A 16104-nucleotide genomic window follows, 5' to 3' on the forward strand; every position below is an offset into this window, starting at 1 on the left:
AACACACTTGCGAGATTGGCCCGCGCTGCCAGCGTGTCGGGGTGGTCATCACCAAGGACCCGACGATGGATCTTGAGCACCGCCCTGAACTCGCGTTCAGCTTCCTCCAACTCACCCTGGAGTGCCAAAACGATCGCGAGGTTATTCCACGCCGCCAAGGTGTCTGGGTGCTCATCGTCCAGAATGCGGCGACGGATCTTCAGCACCTCCCTGAACTCGCGTTCAGCCTCCTCCAACTCACCCCGAGTCCGTAGAAGGTCCCCGAGGCCATTTCGCGAATTCAAGGTTTCGGCATGCTCGTCACCGAGGGCACGGCGGTACGCCTTCACCAGAGCGCGGTACTCGACTTCCGCCTCATCCAGCTCACCCCTGCTCACCAACACGGCTGCAACGACACGCCATGCCGAAAGGGTATCGAGGTGATCTGCGCCTAGGGCGCGGCGGCATGCCTTCAGCGCTGCGCGGGCTTCGTCCTCCGCCTCTACCAACTCACCCCTCTTCAATAGAACGCCCGTTAAGATTACCCATGCACGGAAGGTTTGGAGGTGATCTGCGCCTAGTGTGCGGCGGCATGCCTTCAGCGCTGCGCGGGCTTCGTCCTCCGCCTCTACCAACTCACCCCGTGCCAACAGCACAGTGAGGAGGCCGAGCCAGGCTTGGAGAGTAAACCCATCTTCCTCGCCAAGGACCCGACGAGAGACCTTCAGTACCCCGCGAAGCTCTCGCTCCGCTCCCTCTAGCTCGCCTTGGTAATGCAGTACCGCCCCCAGGTTGTACCGAACGACCAGAGTGTCAGGATGATCGAAAGACCACGTTGAATGCTGTTCGCCCAAAAGCGCCCGGAGCAGCGTCTCCGCGTTGGCGGGTTCGCCGCGCTCCCACAAAGCCAGAGCTACAGCAACCTTGTCCACGATGCCGCTGTTGGATTGGGCTTCTGACGTTCTGACACTGGGACGGTGGGATCGCCAGCTCATCAAGCCCACCAACACTGTCAGAGTCCCGACTCCCACCCACGGCCACACCGATGCTGGCTGATTCGTGGCGACGTTGATCAGTATCGCCACTCCTGAGGACAGCGTCGCCGCTACTAGCGCATCAGCCACCGGTCGCAGCCGACGAACAATGTCGCGCGCCCCCATAACACTCCCCATATCGACGCGGCCCACTGTAACTGAGCAGATCACCAGTATGGAGACGACGCTGAAACCTGGGGCGCTCGCCGCCCCCAGACCCCCGGCAGGTCTCCGGGAAGAGGTGGAGCGCCAGCGCTGCGGTTCGCTCGGTGTTTGCCCTCTTCCCGTCGACCTCCACAAGGGCTATCAGACAGCGTCAAGGGGCAGACCCCGCCAACCCTCACGGAAGGCCATAGGGTGCCCCTTGACACTGTCTGATCGGGCTCCGCCAGGTCGACGGGAAGAGGACACAGCCCCTCCCTAGTAGGTGGAGACAGCCAGCCCCGCCAGCCGACACGGCGCAAAACCCGAGGGTAACGATAGGGCCACAAATGGCGATTCGCTATGGCGGCCCAAAGTACTCACGCCTCCCGACCAGGCCGGACGTTGATCCCGGGTGTTCGCCCGGTGTTCGGCGGTGGGTGGGCAGCGGATCTCGGCATGGTCATCTTCCCGTTCCAGGCTGGGTCGCCACCCATCCCGAGGAGCCCGTCATGCGAATCGCCCGTGCCGGCGTGATCGCCGCTTCGCTGGCCGTCTGCGCCGGTCTGCTGGTGTCCGCCGCGAACGCCGCCGGCCCGTCGGGGCGCGAAGACCTGCCGATGAACCAGATCCAGGTGATCGGCACGCACAACAGCTACCACCGCGAACTCTCCCGCCCCGAACAGCTCCACCAGTCCGCGTCCGACAACCTCTGGTACTCGCACGCGTCGCTGCCGGTGCAGTTCGAACGCCAGTCGGTGCGGCACATCGAGCTCGACCTGATGCCCGACAGCGACCGGGGCGGGCTCTACACCCATCCGCTCATCCGCGGCGACGCCGGGCTGGGGCCGCTCACCGACCCCGACCTGGCCAAGCCGGGGATCAAGGTCATGCACTGGGCCGACCACGACTACGCCACGTCCTGCTCGGCGCTGGTCAAGTGCCTGCGCCAGGCCCGCGACTGGTCCGACGCGCACCCCGGGCACGCCCCGATCCCGGTCCTGCTGGAGCTCAAGCAGACCGACCCGGCGATGGAGCAGCGCGGCGGCCCGGATTCCCCGCCGTGGGACGCCAAGCGGTTCGCCGACCTGGACGCGGAGATCCGCTCGGTGATCCCGGCCGACCAGATGATCACCCCGGACGACGTCCGGAAGCCGGGCCTCACGCTGGAGCAGTCGGTGCTGAGCTTCGGCTGGCCGAAGCTCGCCGAAGCCCGCGGCAAGTTCGTCTTCCTGATGGACAACAGCGATGCTCGGCAGCAGGCGCCGTACCTGGAGAACCGGCCAAACCTCGAAGGCCGCGTGCTGTTCACCAACTCCGCGCCCGGCCGGCCGGACGCGGCGTTCATCTCGCAGAACGACCCGACCGGCGCGAACGGCGCGCGGATCCGGGACCTGGTGAAGCGCGGGTACCTGGTGCGCACCCGCTCGGACGTGCCGCTGGCCGAAGCCACCACCGGCGACACCGCCCGCCTGGAAGCGGCGCTGGCCAGCGGAGCGCAGATCGTCAGCACGGACTTCCCGGCACCGGGCCTGGCCGCCCGCTACGGCTCCGACTACGTCGCCGAACTCGGCACCCCGGCGCGCTGCAACCCGGTGAACGCGCCCCGATCCTGCCGCTCCGACCAGCTGGAACGGTGACCCAACGCTCGTGAGCGTTCACTCCGGCAAGAACCGGAACGAACGCTCACGAGCCCCGCATCGCGCGATAGGCGGGCCGGAGCGCGTCGGTCGCATCCGTCCCGCCGATCTGCACCGGCAGCGGGTCGAGCTCGTCGAGCAGCGCGTCCGGTGCGGTCGGCTCAGTGCCGGGAGTCGCGGGCGCCGCCGGCGATTCCGGTGCGCTCCAGAAGGTTTCCGGGCGTTCCGACAGCGCCGCCGCCTCGTCGGGCTCCTCCGCCGCCGGACCCGACACGCTGCCGCGCAGCGCTCGCAGCCGGTCCAGCAGCTCCTCGCGCCCCCGGCCGCGCCAGGCGAGGATCTGGAACGGGTCCTCGTCGAACGACTCGGCCACCAGGTAGCAGGCCGCCGCCAGGTGCTTGCACGGGATTTCCCAGTCCGGGCAGGAACAATCCATCGTCAGTTCCCGCATCGTCGTAGGGAACAGCTGCAGCCCGAGCTCGTCGAAGACCCGCTCGACGTCCGTCGGCATCTCCCCGGCTAGCAGCTTCGCCGCGTACAGCGCCTGCCCGGCCAGCGCCCGCTCGATCCGCTCCCACTCGTCCGCGGTGAACGCCTTGATCGCGATCCGCGCCCGGTAGGGCTCCGGTCGGGAACCCTGCACCAGCGCGACCACCAGGCTGGTCGACAGCGTCAGGCTCAGCACCTGCCCGGCGCGCGCGTACCGCTTGCCGCGCTGCAGCCGGCCGCCCATGCCGAAGGACTCCAGCACCTCGATGAACCGCCGCGACCACCAGGTCTGCGCGATCTCGCCGCGCTTGCTGCGCGCCTTGATGCCGCCCTCGACGCGGATCGGCTTCGCGGCGGGCGGGAACCGGTGCCACTCATTCACCGACGGCCTCCGCCTCCAGCGCGACGAGGTCGCGCAGCTCGCGGGTGGACAGCTCGGTCAGCCAGTTCTCGCCGGAGCCGACGACCAGCTGCGCCAACGCCTTCTTGTCCTCGATCATCCGGTCGATCTTCTCCTCCAGGGTGCCGATGCAGGTCAGCTTGCGGACCTGCACGTCCCGGCGCTGGCCGATGCGGAACGCCCGGTCGGTGGCCTGGTCCTCAACGGCCGGGTTCCACCACCGGTCCAGGTGGATGACGTGGTTGGCGGCGGTGAGCGTCAGCCCGGTGCCGCCGGCCTTCAGCGACAGCAGGAAGATCGACGGCCCGTCGGCCTCCTGGAACCGCCGGACCATCTCGTCGCGGGCCTTCTTCGGCGTGCCGCCGTGCAGGAACAGCACCTCGGTGTCGAACCGCGCCGACAGGTGCGGCACCAGCATCCCGCCGAACCCGGCGAACTGCGTGAAGCACAGCGCCTTGTCGCCGTCGGCCAGCACGGATTCGAGGATTTCCTCCAGCCGCAACAACTTCCCCGACCGGCCGGGCAGCGGCGAGCCGTCGCCGAGCAGCTGCGCCGGGTGGTTGCACACCTGCTTGAGCTTGGACATCGTCGCCAGCACCAGCCCGCGGCGCTCTATGCCAACGCTGTCGTCGATGCGCGCCAGCATGTCGTCGACCACCGCCTGGTACAGCGACGCCTGCTCGGCGGTGAGGTTGCACAGCTGCTTCATCTCGATCTTGTCCGGCAGGTCGTCGATGATCGCCGGGTCGGTCTTCAGCCGCCGCAGCACGAAAGGCCCGGTGATGCGGCGCAACCGGGCCGCGGCGTCGGTGTCGCCGTCGCGTTCCACCGGCACCGCGAACCGGGCCCGGAACGTGCTCAGCGAGCCCAGCACGCCGGGATTCGCGAAGTCCATGATGGACCAGAGCTCGGCGAGCCGGTTCTCCACCGGCGTGCCGGTCAGCGCGATCCGCTGCCGGGCCGACAGGCCGCGCACCGCCTTGGCCTGCCGGGAGGCGCTGTTCTTGATGTTCTGCGCCTCGTCGAGCACCACCCGCTCCCAGCGGATCTCCCGCAGCACGGCCGAATCCCGCGCGGCCAGCGGATACGTCGTGATGACGAGGTCTTGCCCGCCGGCCTCCTCCATCAGGTCCTCGCCGCCGAGCCGCCCGCCGCCGTGGTGGACGTGCACCTTCAGCGCCGGCGCGAACCTGGCCGCCTCCCGCTGCCAGTTGCCGACCACCGACATGGGGCAGACCAGCAGCGTCGGGCCGCGCGAGCCTTCCGCGCGCGCCAGCGCTTCCAGCGCCAGCAGCTGCACGGTCTTGCCGAGGCCCATGTCGTCGGCGAGGCAGGCGCCCAGGCCCAGCCGGTCCAGGAACGCCAGCCAGGCCAGGCCGCGGCGCTGGTATGGGCGCAGCGTCGCGGTGAAACCCGCTGGTGGCTCAACGGGTTCCAGGTACTGCTCGGCCTGCCCGGACAGCAGGTCCCCGAGCCACCCGTGCCCGCTCACCTCGACCACCGGCATCGGCAGGTCGCCGTCCTCGGAATGCATCCCGGCCTGCAGCAGCACCTCGCCCGCGGTCATCCGACCGGTGCCGGAACGCTGCAGGAACGCCAGCCCGGCGGCCAGCCGCTTGCGGTCGACCTGGACCCACCTGCCGCGCACCCGCACCAGCGGGACCTTCGCGGCGGCCAGCTCCGCCAGCTCGGATTCGGTCAGCCGCTCGTTGCCCAGCGCGAGGTCCCAGCGGTAGTCGACGACGGCGTCCATGCCGAGCCCGGACTCCTTCGACACGGTCCCGGCGGTGCCGGAACTGGTCGCGGTCAGCTTCAGCCCGAGCTGCTGCGTGCGGCCCCACCAGGACGGCAGGAGCACGCCGAAACCGGCCTGGTCCAGCAGCGCCGCGCTGGTGAGGAACTCGTACGCCCCGTCGGCGTCCAGGAACAACTCGGTGGGGTGCGGGACGACCAGCGCCGCGTCGAGCCCGGGGAAGACCCGGCTCGCCTTGCCGAGGTCGGCGAGCAGCAACTCCTGCGGCTGCGCGACCCACCGCTGCAGGACCCGGCTTTCCTCCCGCCACACCTCGTTCGCGGACACCAGGACGCTCGGGTCGTCGACGGCCTGGAGCAGGAACTCCAGCCGCCACTGGTCGTCGTCCTCCGGGGCGTGCAACCGGAAGCAGGTCCGCACCGGGCTTTCCCGGGCACCGCTGGCGCGCCAGGTCTCCAGCCGGCGGGCGAGCTTCCGCACCTGCGCGGGATCGCCGTCGAACCGCGGCTCGTGGGCCAGCGCGTTCAGCCACGCCGCGGCGACGGTCCGGCCGCCGGGCATCCCGACGTCGGCGACCCGGGCGCGGGCGATGCCGTCGACCAGCGAATCGAGAGCCGTGCGCAGGACGTCCGCAGGTGGATCGCCGCGCTCGCAGCGGAAGGCCTGCGGCATGGAATCCCGCAGCGCCACGAACCGCGCCGAATCCGTGCCGGACAACGCGGCACGCCAGCGCGCTGCGGGCCGCTCGGCCTCGAAGACCAGCGCGGGCAGCACCCGACCCTGCGACACCACCTGCTCGGCGAATCCGGCGACGCTGTGCAGGAAATGCGCGGACGCGCCCAACCGGGAGCCAGGCACACCTTCATCGAGCAGCGCGAGCACGGCCGCGGGGCTGCACGACACGGCAGGAACCAGCCATTCCCGCAGCCGCAGCTTGCCGCGCGGCGTCGGCCCGGCCGTCAGCGGATCCCGCACCAGCTCGGGAGATGCGACCGGAGCGGAGGCGTAGGAGGGCAGCTGGAGGCGGACGGAGTCGACCTTGAGCTGATCACCGGGCAGCGCGTCCCGAAGCGCCTCGCCGGGCACGGCGAAGGGGTGTGCCACGGTGCCGCTCGGCGCGCGCCCGGCCACCCGCGCCGGCAGCCCGGAATCCTCCGCCCACAGCACCAGGCGTCCGTCCACAGTGCACAATCCGTGCACGGCCCACACGGCCGAACCTCCTTCGGTGGTCGCGAAACGTCACCCGACCACGCCCGCGGTTCCGATTGAAACCGCGGATGATCCCCCCGGTGTCCGCAGTTTCAATTGAAACTGCGGACACCGGGGACCGTCACGGCGCGATCTCCCGCCAGCGGTTGGTCAGCGGCAGCCGCCGGTCCCGGCCGAACGCCTTGAACGTGATCTTGGTGCCCGGCGGGTACTGCCGGCGCTTGTACTCCGCCCGGTCCACCATCTGCAGCACCCGCTCGACCAGCTCGGCGTCGAACCCGTCCGCGATCAGGTCCGCGTAACCGCGGTCGCCCTCCACGTAGCCGTCCAGCACCACGTCCAGCACGTCGTACTCCGGCAGCGAATCCTGGTCCACCTGGTCCGGCCGCAGCTCCGCCGACGGCGCCTTGGTGATCGAGTTCTCCGGGATCGGCGGCACCTCGCCGCGCTTCTCCGCATCGGCGTTGCGCCACTTCGCCAGCTTCCACACCAGCGTCTTCGGCACGTCCTTGATCGGCGCGAACGCGCCCACCGCGTCGCCGTAGATCGTCGAGTAACCCACCGCCAGCTCGGTCTTGTTCCCGGTGGCCAGCACCAGGTGCCCGCGCTGGTTCGACAGCGCCATCAGCAGCACGCCCCGGGCGCGCGCCTGCACGTTCTCCTCGGCGAGCCCGGTCAGCTCCAGCTGCCGCACGTACACGTCGACCATGTCGGCGATCGGGTGCACCTCGAAGTGGCAGCCGATCCGCTTCGCCAGCTCGGCGGCGTCCGACCGCGAGTGCTCCGACGAGTAGTTCGACGGCATCGACACCCCGTGCACGGCGTCCGCGCCGAGCGCATCGGCGGCCAGCGCGGCGACCACCGCGGAGTCGATCCCGCCGGAGAAGCCGAAGGTCACCGACCGGAACCCGTTCTTGTGCACGTAGTCGCGCAGCCCGGTGACCAGCGCCGACCACACCTCGGCCACGTCGTCGAGCCGCTCGGCGGGCGGCAGCGCGGGCACCGGCTCGTAGTGCGGCAGCGGCTCCGGCTGCAGCACGATCCGCTGGACGTCGAAGGCGGGCATCCGCATCGGGCCCGGCTCGGCGGGCACGGTGGTCGAGGTGTGCCCGCCCGCGGTCAGCTCCAGGTCCAGCAGCGTGAGGTGCTCGGCGAACTGCGGCGCCCGCGCGAGGATCTCGCCGTCCGGCGTGGCGACCATGGAATCGCCGTCGAACACCAGCTCGTCCTGCGCGCCGACCAGGTTCACGTACGCCATCGGCGCGCCGGCCTCGGCGGCCCGCCGGATGACCAGCGGGGTGCGCACGTCGTCCTTGGCGCGCTCGTACGGCGAACCGTTGATGCACACCACGAGGTCCACGCCGACCTTGCCCAGCGCGGCCACCGGCCCGCCGTTCTGCCAGATGTCCTCGCAGATGACCACGCCGACGTCCAGGCCGTGCAGCCGCACGATCGGCAGGTCGAAGCCGGGCGCGAAGTAGCGGGCCTCGTCGAACACGCCGTAGTTCGGCAGGTGGTGCTTGTGGTAGGTCGTGACGACCTCGCCGCCGTAGAGCAGCGACGCCGAGTTGCGCGGCCCTTCGTCGTCGCGACCGAGGTGCCCGACGACGACCAGCGCGTCACCGCAGCCGGCGTCCTGCAAGCGCCGGGCCAGCACCTCCAGCTCGGAGAGGTTCGCGGCGGCGAAGGACTTGCGCAGCGCGAGATCCTCGACCGGATAGCCGGAGAGCACCATCTCGGGGAAGGCCACGAGGTGGGCGCCGTCCTGCACGGCGCGGCGGGTCCAGTCCAAGACCATCGAACTGTTGCCGGCGATGTCGCCGACGCATGCGTTGACCTGTGCGAGTGCGATGCGCAGCTGGGGCATGCACCCATCTTCGCGCACGCCGTACGCCTGCGTCGTGCTGCCCGGTGTGAGCCGCGCCGCGCGATGCGTGTCACGATTCGTGAGTGAACCGCCTACTGACCGTGCTGTCCGTGGTGGCCCTGCTGGGCGCGGCCGCGTGCAGCCCGCCCACGCGAGATACAGCACCGCTGCAGCCGCACACCGAGCGCAAGGGCCCGGCCGGACCGGTGCCGGCGGGCCTGGAGCGGTACTACGGGCAGACATTGTCATGGGGGCCCTGCGCCCCGTACGCGACGTCCGACAGCGACCGGACCGCCTTCGACGACACCGGCCTGGAGTGCGCGCGGCTGGAAGTCCCGATGAACTACGCCGAACCCCAGGGGCAGGCGATCACGCTCGGCATCCTGCGCAAGCCGGGCACCGACCCGGGGCACCGGATCGGCTCGCTGCTGCTGAACCCGGGCGGCCCGGGTGCGTCCGGGATGAGCGCGGCCGCGAGCGTCGCCTCGTCGGTCGAGCAGACCGACCTGGGCGAGCGGTTCGACCTGATCGGGTTCGACCCGCGCGGCATCGGCGCCTCCGAGCCGGCGGTGAACTGCCTGACCGGCCCGGAGCGCGACGCCGAGCGGCTCGACTCCGACGCGGACACCTCGCCCGCCGGGATCGCCGCGACCGAGCAGGAGGAGCGCGACTACGCGGGCAAGTGCGCGGAGCGCACCGGCACCAAGATGCTGGCCAACGTCGGCAGCCGCGAGGTCGCCAAGGACATGGACGTGCTGCGTTCGGTGCTCGGCGACGAGAAGCTGACCTATCTCGGCTACTCCTACGGCACCCAGATCGGCGCGGAGTACGCGGAGACCTTCCCCGGCAACGTGCGGGCGATGGTGCTCGACGGCGCGATCGACCCCGGGCAGTCCACGGTCGACCAGCTGGTCGCCCAGGGCGCCGGTTTCCAGCGCGCCTTCAACGACTTCGCCGCCTGGTGCGCCAAGCGCCAGCGGTGCTCCCTGGGCGCCGACCCGGCGCAGGCCGTCGCGGTGTTCCAGCAGCTCACCCGCCCGCTGGTGGAACACCCGACCCCGGCCGGTGACGGCCGCGAGCTGTCCTACAAGGACGCCACCATGGCGGCGATCCAGGCGCTGTACGCGCCGAGCCTCTGGGACCAGCTGGACAACGGGCTCAACGAGCTCCGGCAGGGCAGCGGCCGGCGGCTGCTGGCCCTCGCGGACAACTACTTCAGCCGCGAGAGCAACGGGCAGTACACCAACACCACCGACGCGTTCGACGCCGTGCACTGCGTCGACGACCAGCGCGTCGAGGACCCGGCGATCCTTCGCGAGGCGGACCGCCGCTACCGCGAGGTGGCGCCGTTCCTGGACAACGGGAACCCGCCCAGCGCGGCGCGCGACAAGTGCGCGTTCTGGCCGGTCCCGGTCACCGGCGAGGCCACCGAGCCGGAGGTGGGGGCGCTGCCGCCGACGCTGGTCATCTCCACGACCGGCGACCCCGCCACGCCCTACCAGGCCGGGGTGAAGCTGGCGGAAGCCCTGCACGGCCGCCTGCTGACCTTCGAGGGCACCCAGCACACGGTCTTCATGCAGGGCGTCACCTGCGTCGACGACGCGACCACGAAGTACCTGGTCGACCTGACCCTCCCGGCCGAAGGAACCCGCTGCACCTCGAACGGATGACCTCGGCGGCGAAGGGCATCTCCGGGCGGCGAAGTCGCCACGGGATGCCCTTCGCCGCACCGGACCGCGGCCGGCCGGAAGCGGGTAGCGCCGCGTTCATGGACCAGTTACGCAATTCGCAGTCGGAACTCTTAGGCTGCGTGCATGAACCGCCAGCAGGAGTTCGTGCTCCGCACCTTGGAGGAACGTGACATCCGCTTCGTGCGGCTGTGGTTCACCGACGTCCTGGGCATGCTCAAGTCGGTGGCGATCTCGCCCGCCGAGCTAGAGGGTGCCTTCGCCGAGGGCATCGGGTTCGACGGCTCGGCCATCGAGGGCTTCGCCCGGGTCTACGAATCGGACATGGTCGCCAAGCCGGACCCCACCACCTTCCAGGTGCTGCCGTGGGAGACCCCGGACGGCGAGCACTACTCGGCGCGAATGTTCTGCGACATCCACATGCCCGACGGCTCGCCCTGCTGGGCCGACCCGCGGCACGTGCTGCGCCGCACCCTGGCCAAGGCCACCGAGTCCGGCTTCACCTGCTACGTGCACCCGGAGATCGAGTTCTTCCTGCTGAAGAACCTGCCGGACGACGGCACCGAACCGGTGCCCGCCGACTCCGGCGGCTACTTCGACCAGTCCAGCCACGACGCCGCCCCGCACTTCCGGCGCAACGCCATCGAGACCCTGGAGGCGATGGGGATCTCGGTGGAGTTCAGCCACCACGAGGGCGCGCCCGGCCAGCAGGAGATCGACCTGCGCTACGCCGACGCGCTGACCATGGCCGACAACGTGATGACGTTCCGGTACGTGGTCAAGGAGGTCGCGATCACCCAGGGCGTGCGCGCCTCGTTCATGCCGAAGCCCTTCAGCGGGCAGCCCGGCTCGGGCATGCACACCCACTTCAGCCTGTTCGAGGGCGACCAGAACGCCTTCTACCACCCGGAGAACCCGTTCGAGCTGTCCGACATCGGCCGGGCGTTCGTGGCCGGGATCCTGCACCACGCCCGCGAGATCAGCGCCGTGACCAACCAGTGGGTGAACTCCTACAAGCGGCTGGTCGTCGGCGGCGAGGCGCCGACCGCGGTCTGCTGGGGCCACGCGAACCGGTCCGCGCTGGTCCGGGTGCCGATGTACTCGCCGGGCAAGGCGTCCTCGCGCCGCGTCGAGGTCCGCAACCTGGACTCGGCCTGCAATCCGTACCTGGCCTACGCGGTGATCCTCGCGGCCGGGCTGCGCGGCGTGCAGAAGGGCTACGAGCTGCCGCCCGCCACCGAGGACGACGTGTGGGGCCTGACCGAACGGGAGCGGAAGGCGGCGGGCTACGCGAACCTGCCGCAGAACCTCACCGAGGCGCTGACCGAGATGGAGTCCTCCGAGCTGGTCGCGGAAACCCTCGGCGAGCACGTGTTCGACTTCTTCCTGCGCAACAAGCGCGAGGAGTGGAACGCCTACCGCAGCCACGTCACGCCGTACGAGCTCCGCACCCTGATGCCGATGCTCTGAGCGGGGCGGGAGTTCGGCCCGCTCATGGGGTCGTGAGTACTTCGGATCGCTATGGCGACTCACAGTGCTCACGACCGCTGACCTGCGAAAACTCTCGGTCGCTGGGCGCCGGGCGGCACCCGGCGCCGGTCGGCGCGGGCGTGCCCGCCGAAGACCGCGCGTCCCGGTCCGCGAACTCATGGGGTTGGCCGTGTCGCTGTGGCGCGAGGAGCGATAGGTTGCGCCCGTGACTGATTCGCAGGCGCAGCCCGACCCAGTGACTGCGGGGAGCCCCGACGGCAAATCCGCCGTGGAAGCCACCCTGCAATCCGGTGTGCTGGAGCAACCGGCCGAACTCTTCGGCGAGCCGGAGTGGCCCGCCGAAACGCCGGAGGACCGCGGTGCCCGCACCGTGCTCGGCTGCACCGTCGCGTGCCGCGACCAGCTCCCGGCCGCGCGGGTGCTCCGCGAGACGTTCCGCCGCCACCACCCGAACGCGCAGTTCGCGCTGCTGGTGGTCGACCTGCCGGGCGCGGACCGGCCGGAGCCGGACGGCCTGACCTTCGCCGACATCGGTCTCGACGCGACGGAGTACGCCCGGCTGGCGATGGGCTGCACCGCGGAGCAGCTGCGCAACGTGCTGCGCCCGATGTTCCTGCAGCACCTGTTGAAGTCCGGGGCGACGGTGCTGTACTTCGAACCGTCCGTCCAGCTCTTCGGCCGCTTCGACGATCTCGTCGCGGGCCTGACCCACGAGCGGCCGGTCGCCCTGGTGCCGCGGGTGCTGCGCCCGCTGGCGGTGGACGGCCTGCGCCCCAACCCCGCCGACCTCGCCGAATCGGGCACCTTCGATCCCAGCGCCTTCGCCGTCCGCCCGGGCGCGGAGCAACTCCTCGCGACGTGGGTGGAGCAGCTGCGGGACGATCCCAGCGCGGCGGCGCCGATGCTGGACGGCGCGCCCGCGCTGGTCGACCACCAGGTGATCCGCGATCCCGGCGTCGGCCTGTCCGTGTGGAACGCGGCCCAACGCGAGCTGGTGGTGGCGGGCGACGGCCGGCACACCGTGGACGGCACCGCGCTGCGGAGCGTCCACTTCGACGGCTTCCAACCGCAGCGGCCCTGGCTGCTGTCCACGGCCTACGCCGACCGCCCGCGGATCCTGCTCTCCGAGAACCCGGTGCTCGCCGGGCTCTGCGCGGGCTACCGGAACGCGCTGGTCGGGGCCGGGTACACCCGCGAGCAGCCGCACCCGTTCGACGCCCTGCCCGACGGCGTCGTGCTGCCCGCGACGCTGCGCCGCGAGTACCTCGACGCCTGGCAGGCGGACGGCGAACCACCGCCGAGTCCCTTCGAACCGAACGGCCCGCTGGCGGAGTTCCGGGAGTGGTCGTGCGCCCCGGCCGACGACCGGCAGCGCGCGGCCGGCGGCTCCCGCTGGACCGCGGCGGTGTGGGCGGACGACCCGATCCTGCGGCGCGACTACCCGGACCCGTTCGGCACCAACGCCGAGGCCTTCCACGAGTGGTGCGTCGGCGTCGGCGTGGCCAGCGGCCGGGTCCCGGCCGAGGCGGTGCACCGCAGGGTCGACAGCAGGGCGGCCCTGGTCGACCAGCTCGGCGTCGCGGTGCTCGGCGACGGGCAACTCGCGGAGCTGATGCGCACCGCGGTCCGCGCATCCGGGCTGCCGTCGGCCGACACGGCCTACTACCCGGTCGTCCTGCGCTGCGAACCGGGCCTGCCGGTGCCCGCGGGCAGGTACGTGATCGACGTCCACAACGGAGCCGTCGACACCGCCGATGTGGCGGAAACCTGGGTGCTGTCGGAGAGCGGCCGCGCCGCGGCCCGCCGCAACGGCAAGAAGACCAGGGTCGTCGCACTACCGGCACCGGAACGCGATCGGATCGACTTACCGACGAGGAAGGGCGCCCGCGCCAAGTTCGGGCTGTCCGACGAGTTCGTGTTCGGGGCCTTCGTGGACCACGCGGCCGAGCGCGCGGACAACGCGCTCGGCGTGGTCAGCGCGTTCCTGGCGGCGTTCCCGGAGCGCGACGAGGTGCGCCTGCTCATCGGCGTCGTCGGAGCGGTCGACCACCCGGAAGCGGCCGAGCGCCTGCGCCTGGCGACCGCGACGGATTCCCGGGTCCTGCTGGTGGAAGAGGACCCCGACCTCCACCCGCTGCTGTCCGCGTCGGACTGCTTCGTGTCGTTGCACCGCGGCGAGGCCGGCGAGGACCACGTGCTGAGGCTGCTGGAGGTCGCCGCGCACGGAGTGCCGGTGATCGCGGGGGAGCACGGCGCGGTGGCCGAGCTCTTCGGCGCCGAAGCCGCGCGCCTGGTGCCCTGCGCGGGTCCTGGAGAACCGGACATCGGAGCCGCCGCGGAGCTCCTGCGCGCTGCCGCGGACGACCCGGACGCCACTGCGGCATTCGGCGCGGCGGCAAAGGAAAACCTGCTCGCGGCCCACACCGTCGCGCGTGCCGGCGCACGCCTGCGCGAGCGCGTCGAACAGGCGTACCGGAACTGGCGCACGAAGTGGTCGCGGGACAGCCACGGCCAGTTCGACGACCCGCTGCGCCCGCTGCTGGTGGCGCGGCACGCGCTGCACCGGGCACCGGACGTGGGCGCCAGCAGCCGGAACTCGATGGCACCGGCGCTGCGCAAGGCCGTGCTCAAGGCGCTGAGCCACTACGACGAGCACATCCGCGACGTGATGCGCTCGCTCGTCGACGGAGTCGAGCAGACCGCCTCCGAGCTGCTCCGCCGCCAGTACGAGGCGGACGGCGAAGGCGACATGGAGGCGGTGCGAGCGGAACTGGCCCAGCTCATCAGGCGCCAGGACCAGCACGGCGCCCAGCTGCTCGGCACCGACGACGGCATGGTCCGAGCCCGGGCCGACCTTGCCGAGCAGCACCGCAGGCTGCGGAAGCTCGAAGCGGCCGAGGGCGGTGATCAGCGCGTGGACGCCCTGGCGGAACGCCTGGACAGCCTGACCGGAGCGGTCGAGCGGATCCTCGATCGGATGGATTCGCTGGAACAGCGCCAAACGGGCGATCAAAACGTGGAGGCGGGCCTCCGCAGCGCCTCGCACGATGCGGCGAGCGCCTTGCAACGCACCGACGTCCTGCAACGCATCCTGCTGCGGGAGCACGAGCGCAACATCGGAGGCGGCGACGGCACCACGACGCCCGTCCTCTGCGACGCGGGACTGCTGAGGCTGCCGGCCGACGACAGCTTCATGCTGCCGTGGCTGTCGTCGCATTCGACCTGGGACGGCGACGTGTCCTCGCTGATCGATTCCCTGCTCGAACCCGACGGCGTCTTCATGGACGTCGGCGCGTACGTGGGCTACCAGACCGTGCGAGTGCTGAGCAGGCTCGGCAACAGCGGCGCGGTCGTCGCGGTCGAACCGTGCCCGCGAAGCGGCGCACTGCTCAAGCACAACGTCGAAGTCAACGTGCCCGCGGCATGGGGACACCGGCTGGTGCTGGTGGAAGGCGCGGCGTGGGACGGCTCGTGCCAGCTGGCGGCGGAATCGTCGCTCGCGGGCGGCCTGTCGGTCAGCCCGCCGGAAGGCGACAAGCCACCGTCCGTGCGCGGCGTCCGGCTCGACCGGGAGCTGGAGAACCACGAGGCGCTGCAGAACCTGAAGCTCTCGGTCGTGCACGTCGACGTGGGCGGGCGGGTGCACCGGGTGCTCGGCGGCCTGGTCCGCCTGCTGCGCCGCGACCGTCCTTCGATCGTGTGCTCCTTCACACCGGACGCGATCCGCCAGCTGGGTGACGATCCCGGAGCGGCCCTGCGGGAGTTCGGCACCTGGGGCTACGACCTGGTCCCGGTAGGCCGCAATCGGCCGGTATCCGCCCCTGACCTGCTGGAAGCGATCAGCTCGGCCGGTTCGGCGAGCACCGTGAAGCTCTGGCTGCGCCCGAAGCAGAAGTGACCCGAGATCGTCCGAAGGAGCGACGTCAAGAGTCTGACCAGGCGATTTGACTTTCACGCAGGGTGTGCGTAACTTTCTCTTCGCCGCACGGACGGCCGGACGGAGCAGGACGCAGGAGCCTGGCGAGGACGGCTGCGGGAGCGCCCTGGAGATCGGGAACGAACTCTGCGGAGCGCACACCGATCGGGGCGCGCGGTTTGACACCGCGAAGCGCACCGGGTAACGTAAAGCGGTCGCCAAGTAGACGTCAAGACTACGCGGCATGTTGATAACTCAAGCAACGAGCTCGATCTTCGGAGCGATCAGCGCGGGGTTGACCCCCCTGAAAACGCCGAAATGAGGGTCTGCTAGAGTTACCGACACAAGAAAGCGAAAGAAAATGCTCCCCGGAGCTTCGATCCCTGATTCTAGGGGTTGAGCGATGGTGTGGGTGTGTTCTTTGAGAACTCAACAGCGGACTGTTTTGGTTAGTGTTCTTTTATGCCCCCGACCATTTCGGTGGTTGGTGGTTTCTT

8 protein-coding genes are annotated in these 16104 nt (G+C 70.5%); 4 read left to right on the top strand and 4 right to left on the bottom strand.

Going from position 1 to position 16104, the window contains the following annotated elements; translation table 11 throughout:
- Nucleotides 1-1064: tetratricopeptide repeat protein (locus AB0H93_RS35635; RefSeq protein ID WP_358579231.1), on the bottom strand; the 1064-nt coding region annotated here is incomplete at its 3' end.
- Between the two features lie 602 nt (nucleotides 1065-1666).
- Between AB0H93_RS35635 and AB0H93_RS35640 the strand changes: the two genes are divergently transcribed.
- The gene (locus tag AB0H93_RS35640) at nucleotides 1667-2794 is read left to right on the top strand and encodes a phosphatidylinositol-specific phospholipase C1-like protein (protein WP_358579233.1); all 1128 of its coding nucleotides are present in this window, start codon (nucleotides 1667-1669) and stop codon (nucleotides 2792-2794) included.
- Nucleotides 2795-2840: 46 nt separating this feature from the next.
- On the opposite strand, the gene AB0H93_RS35645 is transcribed toward AB0H93_RS35640, so the two are convergent.
- From AB0H93_RS35645 to AB0H93_RS35655, 3 genes are all read right to left on the bottom strand, one after another.
- On the bottom strand, nucleotides 2841-3665 hold the full coding sequence (locus AB0H93_RS35645) for an SWIM zinc finger family protein (RefSeq protein WP_358579235.1): 825 nt from the start codon (nucleotides 3663-3665) through the stop codon (nucleotides 2841-2843).
- Nucleotides 3658-6645 carry a DEAD/DEAH box helicase gene (locus AB0H93_RS35650; RefSeq protein WP_358579237.1) on the bottom strand — a complete coding sequence of 996 codons (2988 nt, stop codon included), beginning with the start codon at nucleotides 6643-6645 and terminating at the stop codon, nucleotides 3658-3660. Before AB0H93_RS35650 ends, AB0H93_RS35645 begins: the two co-directional genes overlap by 8 nt.
- Nucleotides 6646-6766: 121 nt before the next feature.
- A complete protein-coding gene (locus AB0H93_RS35655; RefSeq protein ID WP_358579239.1) occupies nucleotides 6767-8512 on the bottom strand; it encodes an NAD+ synthase in 1746 nt (581 codons plus the stop codon).
- 83 nt (nucleotides 8513-8595) lie between these two features.
- Between AB0H93_RS35655 and AB0H93_RS35660 the strand changes: the two genes are divergently transcribed.
- From AB0H93_RS35660 to AB0H93_RS35670, 3 genes are all read left to right on the top strand, one after another.
- Nucleotides 8596-10182, top strand: coding sequence for an alpha/beta hydrolase (locus AB0H93_RS35660; RefSeq protein WP_358579241.1), 1587 nt, complete (start codon nucleotides 8596-8598; stop codon nucleotides 10180-10182).
- A gap of 144 nt (nucleotides 10183-10326) precedes the next feature.
- Nucleotides 10327-11670 carry a glutamine synthetase family protein gene (locus AB0H93_RS35665; protein WP_132488170.1) on the top strand — a complete coding sequence of 448 codons (1344 nt, stop codon included), beginning with the start codon at nucleotides 10327-10329 and terminating at the stop codon, nucleotides 11668-11670.
- A 226-nt stretch (nucleotides 11671-11896) separates the two neighbouring features.
- Nucleotides 11897-15589, top strand: a complete 3693-nt coding sequence (locus AB0H93_RS35670) for an FkbM family methyltransferase (RefSeq protein ID WP_358579244.1) — start codon at nucleotides 11897-11899, stop codon at nucleotides 15587-15589.
- Nucleotides 15590-16104: the final 515 nt, after the last annotated feature.

It is taken from the genome of Saccharopolyspora sp. NPDC050642, assembly GCF_040654735.1.
GTDB lineage: Bacteria > Actinomycetota > Actinomycetes > Mycobacteriales > Pseudonocardiaceae > Saccharopolyspora > Saccharopolyspora elongata.